Origin of the sequence: Pacificibacter sp. AS14 (genome assembly GCF_038899935.1) — a bacterium.
Classification (GTDB): domain Bacteria; phylum Pseudomonadota; class Alphaproteobacteria; order Rhodobacterales; family Rhodobacteraceae; genus Celeribacter.
Window position 1 is genome coordinate 77,788 of sequence record NZ_JBBMQI010000012.1, and the last position, 19,710, is coordinate 97,497.

General features: G+C 52.0%; 16 protein-coding genes. 9 read left to right on the top strand and 7 right to left on the bottom strand.

Annotated features, from left to right (window positions below):
- Positions 1–29 precede the first annotated feature (29 nt).
- The 4 genes from WNY38_RS12370 (at position 30) to WNY38_RS12385 (ending at position 5,747) form a co-directional block, all read left to right on the top strand.
- Positions 30–842 carry a TatD family hydrolase gene (locus WNY38_RS12370; RefSeq protein WP_342857645.1) on the top strand — a complete coding sequence of 271 codons (813 nt, stop codon included), beginning with the start codon at positions 30–32 and terminating at the stop codon, positions 840–842.
- On the top strand, positions 839–1,633 hold the full coding sequence (locus WNY38_RS12375; RefSeq protein ID WP_342857646.1) for an MBL fold metallo-hydrolase: 795 nt from the start codon (positions 839–841) through the stop codon (positions 1,631–1,633). Before WNY38_RS12370 ends, WNY38_RS12375 begins: the two co-directional genes overlap by 4 nt.
- Before the next feature lie 4 nt (positions 1,634–1,637).
- Positions 1,638–2,576: an AEC family transporter gene (locus tag WNY38_RS12380; RefSeq protein ID WP_342857647.1), complete on the top strand. Its 939-nt coding sequence runs from the start codon at positions 1,638–1,640 to the stop codon at positions 2,574–2,576.
- A 333-nt stretch (positions 2,577–2,909) separates the two neighbouring features.
- Positions 2,910–5,747 (top strand): Hint domain-containing protein, encoded by a 2,838-nt coding sequence (locus WNY38_RS12385; RefSeq protein ID WP_342857648.1) that lies wholly within the window; start codon positions 2,910–2,912, stop codon positions 5,745–5,747.
- A 192-nt stretch (positions 5,748–5,939) separates the two neighbouring features.
- Here the strand turns inward: WNY38_RS12385 and WNY38_RS12390 are convergent, their stop codons facing one another.
- Positions 5,940–7,622 carry a BCCT family transporter gene (locus WNY38_RS12390; RefSeq protein ID WP_342857649.1) on the bottom strand — a complete coding sequence of 561 codons (1,683 nt, stop codon included), beginning with the start codon at positions 7,620–7,622 and terminating at the stop codon, positions 5,940–5,942.
- Positions 7,623–7,802: 180 nt separating this feature from the next.
- Here WNY38_RS12390 and WNY38_RS12395 point away from each other — a divergent pair, with 180 nt between their 5' ends.
- On the top strand, positions 7,803–8,726 hold the full coding sequence (locus WNY38_RS12395; protein WP_342857650.1) for a LysR family transcriptional regulator: 924 nt from the start codon (positions 7,803–7,805) through the stop codon (positions 8,724–8,726).
- Positions 8,727–8,816: 90 nt separating this feature from the next.
- Here the strand turns inward: WNY38_RS12395 and WNY38_RS12400 are convergent, their stop codons facing one another.
- The 5 genes from WNY38_RS12400 to WNY38_RS12420 all read right to left on the bottom strand — a co-directional run bounded on the left by WNY38_RS12400 (position 8,817) and on the right by WNY38_RS12420 (position 15,753).
- Positions 8,817–9,419 carry a hypothetical protein gene (locus WNY38_RS12400; protein ID WP_342857651.1) on the bottom strand — a complete coding sequence of 201 codons (603 nt, stop codon included), beginning with the start codon at positions 9,417–9,419 and terminating at the stop codon, positions 8,817–8,819.
- A 261-nt stretch (positions 9,420–9,680) separates the two neighbouring features.
- The gene (locus WNY38_RS12405) at positions 9,681–10,604 is read right to left on the bottom strand and encodes a restriction endonuclease (protein WP_342857652.1); all 924 of its coding nucleotides are present in this window, start codon (positions 10,602–10,604) and stop codon (positions 9,681–9,683) included.
- A gap of 20 nt (positions 10,605–10,624) precedes the next feature.
- Entirely contained in the window at positions 10,625–14,065 is a 3,441-nt protein-coding gene (locus WNY38_RS12410) for a DNA methyltransferase (RefSeq protein ID WP_342857653.1), read from the bottom strand.
- A gap of 63 nt (positions 14,066–14,128) precedes the next feature.
- Positions 14,129–15,148 (bottom strand): site-specific integrase, encoded by a 1,020-nt coding sequence (locus WNY38_RS12415; protein ID WP_342857654.1) that lies wholly within the window; start codon positions 15,146–15,148, stop codon positions 14,129–14,131.
- A complete protein-coding gene (locus WNY38_RS12420; protein ID WP_342857655.1) occupies positions 15,145–15,753 on the bottom strand; it encodes an integrase arm-type DNA-binding domain-containing protein in 609 nt (202 codons plus the stop codon). The genes WNY38_RS12415 and WNY38_RS12420 overlap by 4 nt, the downstream gene beginning before the upstream one ends.
- A gap of 162 nt (positions 15,754–15,915) precedes the next feature.
- Here WNY38_RS12420 and WNY38_RS12425 point away from each other — a divergent pair, with 162 nt between their 5' ends.
- From WNY38_RS12425 to WNY38_RS12440, 4 genes are all read left to right on the top strand, one after another.
- Positions 15,916–16,065, top strand: coding sequence for a hypothetical protein (locus WNY38_RS12425; protein ID WP_342857656.1), 150 nt, complete (start codon positions 15,916–15,918; stop codon positions 16,063–16,065).
- Positions 16,062–16,478 carry a hypothetical protein gene (locus tag WNY38_RS12430; RefSeq protein WP_342857657.1) on the top strand — a complete coding sequence of 139 codons (417 nt, stop codon included), beginning with the start codon at positions 16,062–16,064 and terminating at the stop codon, positions 16,476–16,478. Before WNY38_RS12425 ends, WNY38_RS12430 begins: the two co-directional genes overlap by 4 nt.
- A gap of 3 nt (positions 16,479–16,481) precedes the next feature.
- A complete protein-coding gene (locus WNY38_RS12435) occupies positions 16,482–17,801 on the top strand; it encodes a relaxase/mobilization nuclease domain-containing protein (protein ID WP_342857658.1) in 1,320 nt (439 codons plus the stop codon).
- A 232-nt stretch (positions 17,802–18,033) separates the two neighbouring features.
- Positions 18,034–18,828, top strand: coding sequence for a hypothetical protein (locus tag WNY38_RS12440; protein ID WP_342857659.1), 795 nt, complete (start codon positions 18,034–18,036; stop codon positions 18,826–18,828).
- Between the two features lie 599 nt (positions 18,829–19,427).
- On the opposite strand, the gene WNY38_RS12445 is transcribed toward WNY38_RS12440, so the two are convergent.
- The coding region (locus WNY38_RS12445; RefSeq protein ID WP_342857660.1) for a hypothetical protein at positions 19,428–19,710 on the bottom strand (283 nt) is incomplete at its 5' end.

The following is a 19,710-nucleotide window of genomic DNA, read 5'->3' on the forward strand; positions in this document are numbered from 1 at the left end:
GCGCGCCGCCACAGTTTAGAGCATCCGCAATGTCCGCATCTGATATCACAACCGAAACAATGCCTTTGATCACCGACAGCCATTGTCACACGGACTTTCCTGACTTTGCAGATGAATTGCCGCAGGTGATTGAGCGGGCGGTGGCGGCGGGCGTGCACCGGATGGTGACCATCTGCACCAAGCTGAAAAACGCACCCCAAGTGCAAGCCATTTCTGAGGCCCACGCGCCGGTGTTTTGGGCCGCGGGCACCCATCCGATGTCGGCGTTTGAGGAACCATTGGCCAGCGTAGACGATTTGGTCAAATTGGCAGAACACCCGAAATTCGTTGGCATTGGTGAAACGGGTCTCGATTATCATTACAGCGTCGACAGCATGAGCATTCAGCAAGAAAGTCTGCGCATTCATATCGAGGCGGCGCGCCAAACCGGCCTACCCTTGATCATTCACGCCCGCGCTGCCGATGACGACATGGCGCGTATCTTGGCTGAGGAACATAAGGCCGGAGCCTATTCTTGCGTGATGCATTGCTTTTCCAGCTCACGTGAATTGGGCATGGCGGCACTTGATTTGGGGTTCTACCTGTCGATGTCTGGCATAACGGCTTTTCCGAAATCATCTGAGCTGCGCGAAATTTTCTGCGATGTGCCCAAAGACCGGATTTTGGTGGAAACGGACGCGCCTTATCTTGCGCCGCCGCCCTTTCGCGGTCGTCGCAACGAGCCGTCATATGTGGCCCACACAGCGCGCAAAGCGGCCGAGACCTTTGGCATGGATTACGCCGATTTTGCGGCCCAAACAGAAGCCAACTTTGAACGCCTGTTCACCAAGGCCGCGCTTTGAGCCTGACGTTTACCATATTGGGCTGCGGCTCATCCGGCGGCGTGCCGCGCATTGGCGGGGTTTGGGGGGCTTGCGATCCAGAGAACCCAAAAAACACGCGGCTGCGCTGTTCTGCCTTGGTTGAAAAAACCGGACCCAACGGCACGACAAAAGTGTTGATCGACACCTCGCCCGATATGCGCAAACAGCTGCTGGACGCGCAGGTCAGCCATTTGGATGGGGTGATCTACACCCATTCTCATGCGGATCACGTCCACGGTATCGACGATTTGCGCCAAGTGGTCATAAACATGCGCAAGCGCCTGAAAGTCTGGGCGGACAAAGAAACACAAAACGATCTGACTACTCGCTTTGGATATGCTTTTGTGCAGCCCGAGGGCTCGAACTACCCTGCCATTTTGGATCTGCACGCCATATCAGGCCCAGTGACAATCGACGGTGCGGGCGGGTCAATTACCTTTGATCCGATCAAGGTCAACCATGGCCAGATCGACGCTCTTGGGTTCCGTATCGGATCTTTAGCCTATATTCCCGATGTCTTAGAAATCTTTGAGGATAGCTGGCCCAAGCTTATGGGGCTGGACACATTGGTTATTGATGCGCTGCGTTACGAGCCACATCCGTCGCACGCACATCTGGCACGCACGTTGGAGTGGATCAAACGCGCGGCCCCCAGCACAGCCGTTCTAACAAATATGCACATTGATCTTGACTACAAGACCCTGCAAGCTGAGACCGAAGATCACATCACACCGGCATTCGATGGTATGATGATCGCCTTTAAGGACTAATCCTATGCAAGCGCTGCTCGAAGTCATTTTACCTGTCGCTCTCGTGGTGGGTTATGGATATCTCGCGCGGGTACGCGGTTGGATTTCCGACGAAGCTGTGGCGATGTTGACGAAATTCGCCCAAAACTTTGCTGTGCCTTTGTTGCTATTTTCCGGCATTGCGCAGATGGACTTGGGCGAGACGTTTCATTTGCCTTTGCTATTGTCCTTCTATATCGGCGCATTTTCGGGCGGCGCTTTTGCTTTTTTCGGAGCGCGCTATCTGTTTAAACGCAGCCTGACCGACAGTATCGCCATCGGTTTTGTCGGGTGGTTTTCAAACGGTATGCTGCTGGGCATTCCCATAACCGAACGCGCATACGGGATTGAAGCCTTGGCGTGGAACTTTGCAGTTATTTCGATCCATGCGCCATTGCTCTACGGGTGCGGGATCACTGCGATGGAACTTGCCCGCGCCCAAGGGCAAAATATATCCGCGACAAAACTGGCCAAACAGGTCAGCTCGGCTATTTTGCACAATCCTTTGATCATCGGCATCTCAGCAGGTTGGATCGTCAATGTGACGGGGCTGTCATTGCCCCTGCCCGTCTGGGACGCGGTAAATCTGATGAAAAGCTCTGCCATCCCAGTGGCCTTGTTCGGATTGGGCGGCGTTTTGGTACGCTACCGTCCTGAAGGCGATATGCGCATCATCGCTTGGACTGTCACTGCATCGCTTGTGGTGCACCCTTTGATTACCTACGGCTTGGGTCACTTCGTTTTCGATCTAGAGGTCGGCCCCCTCAGATCAGCGGCACTCACTGCTGCGATGGCTACAGGCGTCAACGGCTATTTGTTTGCAGATATGTACGGATCCGCGAAAAGGGTGGCTGCCTCGTCGGTTCTGATCGGGACAGCATTGTCGGCGCTCACCATATGGTGTTGGCTTGCCATTCTTCCCTAAGAGCGCGCCAACGCCCCCTAAAGCATAATTCTTTCTGAGCACGATGCCATGTCGCGTCTTTTGGAACTCACGTGCTGTTGGCCCGTACAATCGCCCCGCGATCTTCGTTTGGGTGCCAAAAATGGTTTCGAGCGCTGAGCCAAAAACCAAAATTTGGACGGATCTATAGATGAAAACAGTGCGTTTTCGGAAACAGTGCCACCAAAAACCCCTTATCTTTCACGTTTAGACCCAAAGTGCGCCCGATTTGAGCCGCAATTCAACGTCATTTTATTAACCAATAAGACCAAACTGCGCTCTGTGATTGGGCCTATAGTTATTAAGGTTACTGATATGTCCGTATTCGACGTGAAATTTTATGATATTGATCCAGCATCCTTTTTGGGAGCAACGGGCACTTCATCAGTTTATACTGGCCCTGAAACTGCCACAGGCATCGCCGCGATCACAGACAACGGCACGAGCGACGATGGGCTGGGCTTGGATGATGACAATGGCGGCGACGGCGCGACCACGGCTGTCGTTTCGCTTGATGGGAACACCTCGTCTGGTGTGACGGTTGACGCAGAACTCGTGTGGACCGTTCAAGACACAACCACAGGTGAAATCTTTCAGATCGCGCAATTCGACGTTGAAAGCGGCGACGCAAGCGGGCTTTACACATTGTCCGAAGTGCCTCTCGTTCAAGGCCATACTTATGAAGTCCTGAACTATGACAGCTTCGCGGTCATCGCGGACGGCGAAGAAGCCTTTACCTATGCCGATTACCAAGACGACATCGTCGAGGGCACCAGCGGAAATGACACGATAGACACCAGCTACACTGAAACGTCGGGTGGTGACGTGATCGATGGTGAAACTGTCACGACAAACGTCTTTTCTTGGGATGACTACGCTGAAGATGACGTGGATTTGTCGGGTTCAGACGGGTCCATGACTGTCGGCGGCATTGAGGTGTCCATCAGCTATAATGACGAAGGCCCTGGATACTCCGCCGCTGTTTCGGACGACACGATCTACACCGAAACAGGCGAAGACTTTGACACCGACAGCTCTCTTTTGCTGCTCGGCAACAACGCGAACGGCAACGGCACCGGGTCTAACACCTCGACTTTGACCATCGACTTTGATCAGGCCGAAGGGTCTGAGATGAATGCAGAAGTTGAAAATGTCACATTCCGCATTTCCGATATCGATGTGGCGACCTTTGTCGACACCCTCACGGTCACAGCAACGGATGCCTCGGGCGACCCTGTCACTGTCCTTATAACATCCGCAGGAGATGTATCCGTCGTTGGAGACACAGCAACGGGTGTCTCCAGCACCTCCTCGGCTGACGCAGATGGATCGATCCTTGTGACCATTGCTGGCCCAGTGGCGTCTATCGAGATCGATTACGGCAACGATGGCACAGGCAATCAAGGCGTCAACATCTCTGACATCCATTTTGACAGCGTCTACGCCGATTACGACGATACAGTTGAGGCTGGCGACGGCGACGACTATGTCGATTCTGGTCTTGGCGATGATATCGTATCTGCAGGTTCTGGCTCTGATACTGTGTCGGGCGACGATGGCGATGACGTCCTATTTGGTGATCAAGACACTGCGCCGACGGCCACAACCATGGGATCAAATCTGATCACTAACGGCACCATGGAAGCCTCTGGCACCAAAGTCGACGGCTCTGTAAAGGCAGAGCTTTCAGGATGGACCAGCACCGTTGATGGGATTGAAGTTACGAATTCTGAGATCTGGAATGGCTCTCTTGACGGGGTCAGCAACACCGCTGGCGACACCTATGTCGAACTGGACAATAGTTTGGGCGTCGACGCCATAAGTCAGACGATTGAGACCACAGCGGGCACTCCGTATGTTCTAAGCTTTGACATGGCCTTGCGCGACACCGCCAGCGACGATGGCATAGAGGTCTATATCGACGGCGAGCTTGTAGACACCATCAGGCCGAGCGATGAAACCTGGGAAACGTATACGGTCGAATTCACAGGAACCGGCGATGATACAACCATCGAGTTCACTGAGATCGCCAGCGAAGACGACAAACGTGGCGTGCTTTTGGACGATGTGTCTGTCATGGAAGTGACCTACGTCGTTGACGCGGATGCGACGACAGACGGCGACGACATCATGGATGGCGGCGACGGTAATGATATTATCTACGGTCAAGGCGGCAATGACACGCTGAGCGGCGGCGCTGACGACGATTACATCGACGGCGGCAGCGGCGATGATACGATTGACGGCGGTGACGGCGAAGATACGATTGACGGCGGCGACGGCGAAGATACGATTGACGGCGGCGACGGCGATGACACCATCTACGCTGGCAGTGGTGATACGATTGACGGCGGCGACGGCGACGACACATTCATCATCGATCCCTCACAACTTGAAGGCAACGTAGACCTGCTAAACCCTGATGTCATCACCATCATCGGTAGTGAGACTGGCGAAGACGGCATCGGCGATACCTTGGACATGAACGGCCTTATGGTGCCTGGATCCGTTGTGCGCGATGCTGACGACGACGAAAGCGGCTATGCGACGCTGACCGATGGGACGATCATCCGCTTTGAGAATATCGAGACCTTAATCTGTTTTGGTCGCGGCACCCGCATTGAGACCCCTTACGGACCACGGCGCATTGAGACGCTGAAGGTCGGCGAACTGGTTCTGACGCGCGATCATGGCCCGCAGCCGCTGCGTTGGATCGGGTCACGTGGTGTTGAAGCCAAAGGCGATTGTGCTCCTATTGAAATCAAATCTGGCGCATTGGGCAACACGGCCGATCTGATTGTATCGCCGCAACACCGCATGTTGCTGGACGGATGGCGCGCTGAGATGTTGTTTGGCACGGACGAAGTCTTGGCGGCTGCCAAGCACCTGATCAACGACAGCACCATTTTGCGTCGCAAAGGCGGGTTTGTGGAATACTTCCACATAATGTTCGACGCACATGAGGTTGTTTTTGCCGAAGGCGCTGCCTCGGAAAGCTTTCACCCGTCTGATGTGTCTTTGACTGGGGTGGCTGATGAGGCGCGCACAGAACTGTTCGAACTGTTCCCAGAGTTGCGCACGGCACCATCTGGACATGGGCCGACAGCACGGCTTTGCTTAAAAGCACATGAAACGCGATTGTTGGTCGCCTAAACCTCCAACTCTCCAAAATGTCAAAGCGCCCAACGTGAATTGGGCGCCTTTTACGTCACAATGGAAGAGCTCAACCTCCTCCCGCGCCGCCTGTCGGACCACATTTAGCCTGTCCAACTTGCGACGGAAGTCGCTCTGCATGTTGCAACGTCGATTTGGTTACCGGACGCACCATCGCGCATCCGGCAGTGTTTATTCAGCGGGTGATACCGCCACTTGTCCATCGGTCGTTGTCGCCACACCTTCAGCAGCACGTCTGGTATCGTTCCAGATGGCTTTCACCAAAGCAACACATTGAAGAACCATCACGATAGAAAATGGGAATGCACCGATGACCATCGCGGTTTGAATGGCTTTCAATCCGCCACCTGGTCCACCTGCAATCAACAGACCAGCAACCACGGCTCCCAGAGCAATACCCCAGAAGTAAATATGAGGACGCGCTTTGGGGCCTTCGTCACCTGCCGCGTTGATTGTGTTCACAATCAACACCGCGGAGTCCGCTGTCGTGACAAGGTAAGTCAACAACAGCACAACGATAAGCACCGACATGATCCAACCCAGATTGGCACCCAACATGTAAACGACCATAGCGAAGATCTTGTCACCATCAGAGACAGAGAAAATCGTATCGCCAGCAGCGCCGTTCAAAGTCAGGTCAATGGCTGTACCACCGGCAAAGCTGAACCAGACAAAGCACATGAACGCAGGGATAACCATCGCGCCAAGAACGAACTCACGAATGGAGCGCCCCTTGGAAATACGCGCAAGAAACATGCCCACAAACGGTGCAAATGCGACCCACCAAGCCCAGTAGAATACAGACCACGCACCCTGCCAGTTTTCTTGGTTCGTCGCAACGGACCCTTCAACACCATCAGAGCGGAAGACTTGGAACATCAGTTTTGGCAAGGCCATCACGTAGTCAATAACGCCAAAGAACAGAGCGTTCAAACCAAACCAAGTTGAGCCAAAGATCAAGAAGAAGGCCAACAAGCAAATGGAAAGGCCCATATTGACGTTGGACAAAATCTTGATGCCTTTGCCAACACCTGACAACGCAGATGCTGTCGACGCCCCCATGATGATGACGATCGCAATCAAAACGCCAAGCGTGTTGGATGTGCCAGCATCGTTGGTCAAACCGCTGATACCGATACGGGTCATGCCTGCCACGAATTGTTCGACGCCAAAGCCCAAAGCTTGAGCAACGCCTAAAATAGTGGCAACAACGGCAACAATGTCGATAACATTGCCGATTGTGCCTGAAAGGGCCTTGCCGAAGATCGGTGTAAGCGATGAACGCACTGTCAAAGGCAGACCACGACGGTAGCTGAAGTACGCCATCGCCATGCCTGTCAGACCGTAACACGCCCATGCGCCAAAGCCCCAATGCAGGTTTGACCATTTGTAAGCGTTGCGCACATTGTCAGCGGCGGAGCCATTCGTAAGCCCCGCGATCACGTCAGGATTGTTCTGAAAGTGATACACAGGTTCAGCCACGGCCCATGTCAGCATGCCGACACCGATGGCAGACCCAAACATCATTGAGAACCATGAAAAGTTAGAAAATTCAGGAACGTCGCCTTCGACGCCAAGTTTGAGTTTTCCGGTCTTAGGATTAACGGCAAGAACGGTGCAAACTATTAAAAACAAAGCAACAATATAGATATACCAATAGGCCGTATGGGCCAGAATAAAGCTATTGATTGCGTTTAAAATGCTACCAGCCTGCTCAGGGAATACAACGGCCCAGATCACAAGGATCGCGACAATTATTTTCGAGTAGATAGAAACACTTTTACTAAAGCCAGTGTAGAATCCGCTATCGGATGTCTCAATCGGCAAGTCCATTAAGGGAGGTTTTAGGGACATAATTTCCTCTTTGTTGGTTAAAAAGGTGCTTGGTGTTATGCGCTCTCAATCATTTAATTGGATAGAGTTGTCGCTGGGGAATTTTATTTTCTTGAGCACCTATCTTTACGTTAACCGAAAAGTTTGGTTTGGTAATTTACAACCTTTACTCTTAAGGTTGCACAAAATGGAAACCATGAGTTGGCAAGACAGGCAATCCTAAAGTCCCTTGGGGACGTCGACATCCGCCTTCTACGCGTCTTCGTTGTCGTGGCAGCCTGCAATGGTGTCGCCGCTTCCGAACTTGAATTGAACATCGGCAAGTCGACGATATCGCGCCATCTTTCTGATCTTGAGGCGCGGCTTGGATTGCGTTTGTGCAACCGTGGCCCTTCTGGTTTCAACCTCACACCAGAAGGCGAACAGGTGCTGCAACTCACCTCGCAACTCTTGGCGCATATTGATGAGTTTCGCTCTGGCGTAGATGCGATCCAAAGCAATCTGTCTGGCACCATTCGGTTTGGGTTGTATGATCAATCGTCCACCAACCCGAATGCGCAAATTGATCGCGCCATCGAAAAGTTCGACACGATCGCGCCGAATGTTTCGCTTGAAATATCTGTCGACACGCTGACAGCGCTTGAGGCCAATGTGGTCAACGGCTCGCTTGATCTGGCTGTTATGCCAATTTATCAAACATCGTCGATGCTGATTTATACGGAAATTTACTCGGCCAATATGACCCTGTACTGCGGCAAAGGTCACCCGCTGTTCGGATGTGACACCCAAGGCCTTGATCCAAAGCTGGTTTTGACTGAGCATAAATACGCGGGCTATTCTTTTAACTCACCCAACATGCGCGCGACCAATATGCTGGGTTTAGAGCGTGCCGCCAGCGTGAAAGACGAAGAAGCCCTAGCCCTTTTGGTGCAATCTGGTCGTTATCTCGGATTTTTGGCAGATCACATCATCTATGGCATTGGGGGAAGTGATAATTTTTGGCCGCTTTTTGCAGATGAAATTGCCTATTCCGTTCCCTTTGCAGCCATCACCCGAAAGCGGCATCAACCCGAACGTAAAGCGGAAGCCTTTTTAGCTGCCTTGATCGAAGCTCATACGGCTTAGACTCACAACAGCTTAGAGCGCAAAAAATCCACCATTGGCCCAGATCAATTTGGTCGCCGTCAGCGGCGGATATCTTGTTTTAAACCACCATTAGGCGATTTGACTAAGAAAGTTTTTGGTCCGCTCATGTTGCGGATTGCCAAAGAACAGCTCAGGCGTGTTTTCTTCGACAATCAAGCCAACCTCCAATAGCTTGCTGATTTCATCACGTGAGACCAAGCGATCGCGTGCGGGGGCTTTTGGCGGCTTGCGCACCTCTGACAAAGGGTTGGCATCGATCCAGCCCCATTCGCGCCGCGCCACGTTCAGCGCCACACTCATGATTTGCATTTCGCGAATAACGCTGCCCGCCGCCAATGCGCACAATTGCGCGTCGCGCCAATCGGCAAAATGGATTGGTTTTAAATCTGTGAGTTTGATCTGTGCGATCGGGTCACGTTTCAGCTTTTCAAGTCGCACGATTTCCCATCGCGCCCCACGTTTTTTGTGCGAATGCTCACGGGCATATTTGTCGAACACATCATAGAGTTTGAAGTTGCTGACAGCTTTCGCCCCATGGCGCAGCGCATGCTCTTCGTCATCGGCCCAAGCCTTGGCATCTGATTTAAGGCGAAAGGTTTTCGACTTGCGCGTGCCCTTCACATAAATCTGAGCTTGATGCTTGCCATTTGCGAGCCTCTGAAATGTCGCCACGAAACACTACCTGAGTTAAAAACGAATACGTTAATTCGTAATTTATTCGTAATGCTTGGTCAACTTAGGGGAAAATGGGGGTGTAAAGCTATGCCTAAACCTTTGTTAAACCCCTTATTTATAAGGGCAAAGGGAATTTACTCCCACACGGACACACATTCAAGAACTAGTAGCTTGATATAAATAAATAAAATAAATGTGATTTATACCAAAGCCCCCTCTGAGGCCCCCAAAGGGGAATTTACCCTCTGTATACTGAAGTCAAACGCCGTCAAACCATTGCGGATCGACAGTCACTTGTTCGACCATTTCTGTCTGCACTCCTAGCTTGTTAGCTTTCAACAGATCGCACAGGCGCTCGCCATCTATCAGGTCGATTGCCTTAGCACCGTCGCGTGTCGCTTCTTCTGAGGCTTGGCTGGTGAAATGGCCCGTTGTTATAAACAGCCCCTTGTCTGCGCGGCCTTCCAATGCGCCTCGGAAATCTCTGATCTCTTTTGAGCCCACACTGCCTTTATAGCGTTTGCATTGAAAGTAGACTTGGAAAGAGACCAAATTGACCCTGAGCACGCCCACGCCGTCGATCCCGCCGTCACCCGATTTGCCGCGCACTTCGACTTTGACAAAGCCCGCTTCTCTTAACAGTCTTTGTGCCAAGCGTTCAAACGCGTCGGGAGCCATGGCTTTCATCACATCCAAAAGTCTAGACTTCCAATCATCGTGAATGTCCGGCTCTTCTTGCGTGATCACTTCGATCTCAGGCGCTTTGCGCTTTGGCTTGTCACGCTTCGCTTGCAGGCGCTCTCGTTCCTTTTGGCGCTTTTCCTTTGCCCGTTCTTTTTCTTCTTGGGTGACCTGATCATAAATCGCGCGCGTTGCGGCAACATCCAGTATTTTCGTCCCCGTTTCCGTCAGCGCCCAAACGCCACGCGCAGAGTTTTCCAACGCCTGCCCCCGTTTCAAATAGGTGCGCGCCCATGACAGATAGTAATTCACACGAGGCATATTGTTATTGGCCATCATGTAGCTTTGCTCGGCCTCTGTGACGCCTTCCAGCGATATGACCTCTTCATCCAGTTCTTGAATCGTTGCAGACCCGCCAAGCACGCGCAGGGCCTCAACCGTGGCCAGCATCATGCCCGCCAAATCTGGCAGGCTGTCTTGGTCGACTTCAAATCTGCGCACGTCCATGTCCTATCTTCAAATTAAGCGGCAAATTTGCCGTCATCCAATTTATCCGCCTGCCCAAGCGCTGCCAAACTTTCTAACAAAGGTTGCACGGCTGTGGTGCGGGCACGGGAAAAACGGCGGGCGATTTGTTCGGGGGACGCCTCGCCCATATCCACCAGAGCCTCGCGCACGGCGGCGATTTGATCGGGCATGGTTTTGGGCCATGGGGCTTTTTCGACCTTGGCAACAACGCCGAGATCCATATCGGCGGTTTTGCCTTTTTCCACCTGCACGCCTGTTGGGTTTTGATACTCAGGGCGCAGCCAGCGGATGTGACCGCGCGCTTCTTCTTCGGCGCGCTCCTTGTTGAGATCAACCAGTCGCATCAGAATATCTTCATCGCTGAGGTCTTGTGGCCAGCCGTAAGCATCGGCCACAGCGGCGTCGATTTGATCATGCAGATCACGCAGAATACCGATGAGACCTTGGTCGTAAATCTCTCTGTCCTTGCCTTCGATATCATCGCCCGCGCGCAGCTTTTCCAACACGTTGTACATTTGGGTCAAGGTCAGCTTCGGATGCGCCGCCTGTTGGCGCTTGCGATGCGCGTCGAGGTCTTCGCCAAGCTGGCGCAGGTGGATGCGTTGCGGGTCTGTGAGGTCTGGGAAGGGGAATTTATTGAAAGCGTCAGTATGATTATATGTTGGGTCATTTCCGATCCCCAACCAACCGCCCGCTGCAAGAGAAAACACCGTGTGTATTTTTCCACTCAGTATCGAAAGTTGACAAGCATCTGAGAGCCCAACAGCAACAATTTTACTTTCACTTATTGTCTTCCCGTTTTGAAATTGAAACAGCCTAAATTTTGATGTGCGGGTCGTCCCAATATAACGCTCCAAGCCGGTTAATGCCTGTCTATAATTTCTATGTGTTGCTCCAAACCATTGCCAATTGTCTCTGCGAAATGGAATTGGGTTTTCATCACGTTCAGGCTTAACTCGGTCAAAAAGCAATTGGTAGACTTTTGGAAATGCTAACTTTAGTTCCGACCGCGTCATCGGGTAAAGATCAAAAGCATACCTTGCGGGCTTATTGTTTGTTAGATCTGAACCGTTCATATATCTTCGAAGATAAGGGGTGATAGCTTCCCCATACTCTTCAAAATAAGGCCTTGCTTCAGCTTCGCTTAAAATAAAGCCTTGGCCGTTCAATTGCATGCCCTTTACAGCAAGTTTTTCATTTGAAGTTAAAGCCTTGGAACCAGCCACATCAGCCCCAATCTGTAAGTTCGCAAATATCTTGCCATCCTGACGGTCAAAGCTGACAATGCGTCCATCCACATCTTCTTTGTCTTTGCTTTCACTGGTCACAGTCAGTAAATGCCCAGTACGATTGCCAGCCGCCCCAACGGTCATAGCTATCCGCACGGCTGCGCCATACAATGTATCCACCCAAGGGTGATCCGGTATCGCAAACAACAGTGACAGCGGCTTTTTCGGATCGTTTAGATGCGGTTCTAACACACGACGATTTAACGTCTGACGCAGAGAGTTGGTAGTAATTAATCCAAAGCGCCGCGTGCCTTTGCCCGTCTTGGCATTCCAGCCACGTGCGGCCAAAGCCGCCTTGTCCCACCAGAACATCACCAAATCCGCAGATTGCGGCATTTTGGGGTAGGCGGACCATAGGGCTTCGACATAACCATCGCCCAGACTGTCCCGCAGACGGGATGCGCCAATAAACGGCGGGTTGCCCACGATGAACTCCGCCTCTGGCCATTTGGTCGGTTTGGGCTTGGCATAGTCATAGACGGCAATGCGCGCGGTGGGGTCTGGTACCTCTTCGCCCGTAACTTGGTGGCGGATGGTTGTCACCCCGTCCCAACGGGTCACAGGCGCGCCGCTTTCATCGATACGTGGCGTGTGTTCGGACCATTCCAGCACGGCATCACGGTTTTCGATATTTTTGAAATCACGCAACACGGGCTCCGACGGGGCGGCGATGCCATGGGTGCGGTAGTGCCATTGCAGATAGCCGATCCACAGGACAAGCTCAGCCACATTGGCGGCCCAAGTGTTCAACTCGATGCCAAGGAACTGGTGCGGATCGACAGTGATGAAAGAGCTTTGGGCCTCGCCAAGTTCATCCATCAAACTGGTGACTTCGCCCTCAAGCCGTTTCATCATTTCCAAAGCAACATATAGGAAGTTGCCCGAACCACAGGCGGGGTCCAAAACGCGCACTTCGCACAGGTTGTGGTGAAAATCCTTGACCAGATCGAGCGCCTTATCGGTTTTGCCATCGGCGTTCAAACGCTGCACAGCGATCTGCACATTGCGCCAATCATCGCGCAAGGGCTCCATGATCGTCGGTGTGACAAGGCGTTCAACATAGGCACGCGGGGTATAATGCGCGCCCAGTTTGTGGCGTTGTTTGGCATCTAAAGCGCGTTCTAGCAGGGTACCGAAAATAGCGGGCTCGACCTGTTTCCAGTCGGCTTCGGCTGCTTCGATCAACAGGCCAAGTTGCACGTTGTCCAAGGGCAGCGCATCTGCGTCTTTGAACAGCCCACCGTTGAACCGTTTGAGGTCGTGCATAAGCACTTGAGAAAACCCGCCGCCATCCATGGTCTGCCACAGGCCTTTCAGCGAGGGCTCGGCATGTTCTGGGTGACCGCGTAACTTTTTCAACAGTTCGGTAAAACTGCCCATAGGGATCAAGTCGACGTCTTCGGCAAACATCGAAAACAGGCAGCGCATCAAAAACCGCGCAACCGTTTCGCTGTCATGGCCTTGGCCTTCAAAGCTTTTGCCCAATTCAGCCAGACGTTCGGCAATCTCACGGGTGACTTTTGCAGATTTAAGCGACGGATCAAGGCTTTGCGGATCGGTCCAGATGGCCCGCAACAGATCAAGCGTTTCAGGTTGGCGCAGATCCTCAAGATAGATGCGATAGCGGTTGCCATCTGGGAACTGTGTGTAGCCTTGCCCTTGGCCTGAGAAATCAGAATAAAGCTCGATCACATGGCCAACATCGACAATCATCAAAAAGGGTGGCCAGCCATCCTCTTTGGACACAGCGCGGGCATAGTTGTCGGCTTGGTTACGTGCCTTGAGCATGGTGTCATCGAATTTGGCTGTGCCGCGTGTGCCATGTCCCGATTGTTTCGGCGCGTCTTTGGCGACAAACATCTCAAGAGTGTTTTTGTCTTTGGTATCGAGCGAGGTGAACTGTTTGGCCTCAAGAATAAAATGGCCCTTTTTGTATAGATCAATCCGCCCATTGCGCGTCCGCCCCGTATGAGTCAGCGTGACAGGGCGCTCAAAGCGATAGTCCAGAAAGTCGCCATCTTTGTCGGACACATATGGGCGTTCGACCCCTAAAAGGTCTGTTAGCTCAATAGCAAAGGTCTGCGCGGTGGCCATTTCGCTACCACCAGACCCCTGCCAACGCTCAATAAACGCTTCAATATCCACGCGTTTCCCCAAAATAAATAATCTTATCCTCGGAGTAAGCCACGCATTTCAAAGAGTTTCAATCTAGGACTTCATTTTTATCAACTCGGCTTGGCGTTCAATCGCAACAGGGCAATAGGCGCTGACGGTGGTGATGACGCTGGAATGGCCTATGTTTTGCGAAAAGGCTTTGAAGGCTTCGCGGGTTGGATAGGCAGTGTCGGCCCATTTGACCAAGGTTTTGCGAAAGGCATGTGGGGTGAATTGGGGTAGATCAGCGCGCAGGAAAGCGTCTTTGATAGCAGCACGGATGGCATTGGCGTTTTGGTAAATCTCGCGTTTGAGGCCTGTCACTGTGAAAGCGCCGTCTACGGCCTGAATCTGCGGCGGCGGGAACAAGGCGTCATCAGGGCCAAAGAGCTTTTCAGTGCGCAAGTAGGTGACCCAAGCCGTGAACGTAGCCAGATATTCAGCATCAAGAGGCAGAAAATACGTTGTGATTGTTTTGGCATTCTTGGTCTTCACTTCACGCGCATCCTGATACACACAGCCGTCTATCAGGTTGATGTGTTTGAGGCACAAAGACGCCACTGCACCGTCCCGCGCGCCTGTCAGCATAAAGAACGCAAACAGGGCTTTGTTGCGCCTGTCGATCTCAGTGACCTCGGGCATATATGAGAACGCGTGGCGAGCCATTTCCATCGACGGATAAGGCGTATCGCGCACAGCACTGGCCACCCGCGCACCTTTGGCATCCATGTTGAAATAGTCAGCATCGGAATGACGAATGCGGCTTTTGTATCCGCTTTGATCTGCAAGCCAAAAGAAGAACCGTTTGTTGGCCATCAGAATGCTGCGAATGGTGGATTTGGACAGAGGCTTGCCCGTCGCCTTACTCACTTCATTTTCCAGTTGGTCTTGGAACTTGATTGCTTGTTCGATGTGAAATCGCTTAAAGCTTTTGAAGCCTGTGCTTTGCTCAAACCTGAGAATGCCTTCAGCATCTTTTTGAACCGACTTTAAGTCTTTGCGTTGTGCCCTTTTGCGATATTGCAAATAACGGCGCTTCATTCGTTCGTTTTCTTCGTTGATTTTGCGCATCATTGGGCGCTCCTGTTTAAGTGTGAATTTAGACGGATAACAGCGGCGTCAATTAGCGCAAGCCCGCTGGCCACGGCATAACGAAACACGGAGCCGATGCGGGCGCGCAGGCGATGTGCCGTTTCATAATTGCCCTTGGCCTCTTCTTTACGCAGGCATTTCAAAATCATTGGCGCTGTGATTTCAGTGATCGGTTTGCGACCAAAAGCGGTGTTCGCCAATTTCAAGTGATAGGCGGTCTTGTCCAGCGTGGCTTTGGATTTGCCTTCGATCTGTTGTTTGGCCAAAAACGCCGCGCCAATTTTCTCAAAGGTGTTGCCATGAACTTCGCGGGCTTGGGCCTTGGCTTCTTGCTTGGCTTCGCTAGGATCAATGCCCGCCGCGACCTGTGCGCGCGCCTCTGATTTAATTTTACGAGCTTGCGACAAAGTAATATCGGGATAGGCCCCAATCGATAATTTCTTTTCTGCGCCGTGCAAACGGTATTTGAAATTCCAAAGCTTAGAGCCATTGGGTTTGACCAAAATATAGAGCCCCTCAAAGTCAGAAACTTTGAAAGATTTATCTATGGGTTTTAAATTCCGAATCTTTGAATCACTTAATGGCATTGGGGGCCTCGTTTTTTCACGTCCAACGCGGAGCCCCCAAAAAGCCCCCCAATCTGGGGGCATCGTATCGGACGGCCTAAAACACCATCGGACAAAGAAACGCCGCAAAACCCTTATAACAAAGGGCTTATCGGATGTCTTGGGATATTACTGGATGTGAAAATGGTGCCCTCGACGGGATCAACATCGAACCTACTTCTCGACCCTGAGCAGCTTCCTTGCGATAATTTGAGCGCTGTCTTTGAAGCGCTGCAAGACTGGGAAGAAGTGCTGTCATCAAGCGGCCTCGAATATGAGGAGTTGCAGCCATGACGATGATGGAACATCTCAAAGGACGGTTCACGACTGCGGCGCAATCACCAGAACCGACACCAGCGAAAAAACGCAAACGCCCTTCCCCGCTGTCGGTGCGCCTGAGTGAAGACGAACGGGCAAAGCTGGAAAAGGCGGCGGCGGGGCAGTCGCTCAACAGCTATGTGAAAGAATGCCTATTTGCGGGCAAGCGGCCGCGCAAAAGCAAGGTGCAGGATTACGAGGCGCTCGCCAAAGCGCTGAGTTTGCTTGGGCGCTCTGACCTTCAAACGCGCCTGTCGGCGCTGCTGCTTGCGATTGAGGCCCAACGGCTTGTCGCCTCGTCAGAGACCGAGCGGGATATTCGCGCGGCCTGCAATAATGTCGCCCTGATCCGTACTGAACTGGTCAAAGCGCTCGGCTTGAAAGCATAGCTCATGATCCTTGTCGGCAATCAACGCGGAGGCGGCAAGAACCTCGCCCTTCATTTGATGAAGGACGAGAATGAACACGTGCAGGTCCACCAAATACGCGGCTTCGCGTCCGATGATCTGCAATTTGCGTTTCAGGAATCCTATGCCATGTCGCGGGCAACGCGCTGCAAACAGCATCTGTTCAGCCTGAGTTTGAACCCGCCGCATGAGGCCAACACCTCGCCCGAACTCTTTGAAGAGACCGCTGATAAAGTCGAAGTACGGCTGGGGCTCGTGGGGCAACCGCGCGCCATCGTGCTACACACAAAGAACGGGCGCACGCATGCGCATGCCGTGTGGTGCCGCGTGGATACCGAGAATATGAAGGCGGTGCAGTTGTCCTTCACAAAGCGGAAAATGCAAGATTTGTCGCGCGAGCTTTATCGCGAACATGGCTGGGTGATGCCGCGCGGGTTTGAGCGCACCGAATTTCGCGATCCGCGCAATTATAGCCTTGCTGAATGGCAGCAGGCCAAACGGGCAGATAAAGACCCCGCCAAGCTCAAAGCCATGTTTCAGGACACATGGGCGATGTCGGATTCCAAACCTGCCTTTGAACATGCCTTGCAAGAACGCGGCTTTCATCTGGCGCGGGGGGATCGACGCGGCCATGTCGCCGTCGATTACAAAGGGGAAGTCTATCCGATTTCGCGCTGGACAGGCGTGAAGGCAAAAGACGTCCGCGCCCGCTTGGGCGATCTGAACGTCTTGCCGTCAGTGGCGCAAGCCGAACGTGCCGCCAAGGATGTTGTGGCAAAGCGACTGGCTGAGCTGGAACGCCAACAAACGGAGCAAGAACGTATCAAGGCGTCGCAACTGGCGCGGCAAAAAGAGCAGCAAGCCCGCGCCCATCATGAGCACCTTGCCAAGGTTGCGGCGGAGCAAAAGGCGAAACGGGCGCATGCACAGGCTGAACGCAACGCACGGCTGCGCAAAGGGCTTGCGGGGCTGCTGGACCGGATCACGGGCAAACGCCGCAAGATCGTTGCAAAGAATGAATTTGAAGCCAAGCAAGCGGTTGTGCGGGATCAGGTACAGCTCAAACAAGTTGCACAAGTTCAAACGCACTCAAATCTTGAGGTGTTGAGCAAAGAACAAACCCTGCGACGCCAATTTAAAGAAAGCCGCAGCGAGCTACGGCAAGATATCCAGAACCTAAAAAAGCCAACAGAGGAAGAACCGTCAAAGGACGCCAAACGCGATGCATATATGAGGAAACGAAAGCGCCAAAGCACATCGCCACGCCCCAAGCGCAGCCGCGACGGGCCGGATTTGAGCCGCTGATCGTGCTAGACGAAGTGAATTTGATTAAAGATCACAACTCTTGATAAGGCCAAGCGAGCAAGAAACAACGCGCGCCTTTATTATAAGCAATATTCAAATCATAGCCTCATTGCTAATACATACTCCATGAATCTTAACTCATAGGCATCCACGCAGCATTGAATGAGATCGAATAGTTCTTAAATATTTACGAAGAAGGCCAGCTCTACATATTATAAATAATGAGGCGACCATGATTATTAGCCCCTTTGGATATAAATTAGCCGCGTTTTGCTTGTTCGTTGCATTCCTTTCAGCTGCTGGGATGTTGTTCCTTTATCTAAATTATCAATCTCACTCAAACTTCGACGCAATATTGATCGTTGGCTTTTCGATCCTGTCAGCGCTAATGTCTACTGCCCTTACGGTCTATCTCTTCGACATTGCCTTACGCAAAGAAACAGAAACCCAGTTGAGCCAAACAATCGCAAATTCCGTCGATGAATCAGTAAGACGTTCTCTAGACATAAAAAGCTCAGGCCTAAAATCGGTTCATGCGAGCTTCGATAGAAACTTATTTGTCAAATCCGCGAGAAGTTCGCAGGATATCTTTATACTTCAAACCTATGCACCTAATCTTACAGGGTTACGCCCAGCAATAATTGACACGCTGAATCGAGGGGGAAATGTAAAGTTATTAATTCTTGATCCTGCTTCATCCTTCGTTGATATCCGCACATCCGAAACGAGAAATGTTCATGCAAACTCGGAAGCTTTTATCAGTGAAATAGAACATAGCTGTATCTCAAGATTTCGGAGCTTTGTGGACATTGCAGCTAATGGACAAGCGGAACTTAGAGTGTATGATAGGTCGCCCGGCGTTTGTATTTATGGGACAAGCAACTCTATGTTTGTAAGTCCATTCCTAACAGAATTAGATGCTGTTTCAGCTCCGCAGGTTGAATTATCATATGATTCAGATACTTACAGTGTATTTCTTGACCATTTCAACAAAGTCTGGGAGAATGCAAAAAAAATCGAGGTTTAGTTGTTAAGAGTAATTGTTGGCGAGAGATATGGGACTGCGGTCGAGGCATTGGTATTTGCTTTCGCTCTGGCGAGCGTGCCATACGGATTAGCACAGCAGAACAAGCCTGTTCCCGATCCAGAAGCTAAGCACTTGATGTCAATTGAAGAACCTAAATAGGCTACACTTCAGTTGATTCAACCCTACTTTTACAGCCAAGGCGCGCAACAAACATTTAAGCACTGCCCGATGTGGCTTGCTCCCCATTTTCTTCTCCTCTAAAACAGGAGTTGCGCATGCAACCCTTGGATTTCGCCGAGAAGCGGGGGGCAAACAAAGCCAAAAATCGACGGCGGGCGTATGAGCGCAGCGAAGAGCCTCGGGAGACCGTCTATTTTTTGCGGCGTGCGCTTGGGGCGGCAGCCCCAGCCTTTGCGCAAGGGAGCGAAGCCGTATGGCCAAAACGCGAAGCGGCCTGGTTCACGAGAGCCCGGTCAGATAGAATGCGCCATATGGGCGGATAGGAGGCATTCGCTGCGGATGCGAATGGGTTGCCACATTCCCATAAAAAGCCGACATTGACTTGGTATGTTCTGTGTTTTGTTTCCGGCCTCTGGCTCTCATGACTGCATGTTTTTGCAAATTTGGTCCAAGAAGGCGTCATCGGGGGTATCCTTTGACCATGCTTTTGCAAATGAAATGTCATTTGAATCAGGGAGCTTGTCTTCAGACAGAGAATTGATTTTAATTCGAGCTGGGAGAGCGGCTGCTTCGCCGACGAATAGTGCTTCCTGCCTAGGAAGTGAAGACAGCGCAGAAGTCATATTGGACCTGTCACGTTTCTGTGCCGCCCCAAGTGCTCGTTTAGGCCACTTTCCGTTCGAATGCGACGGGGCTTTTCCA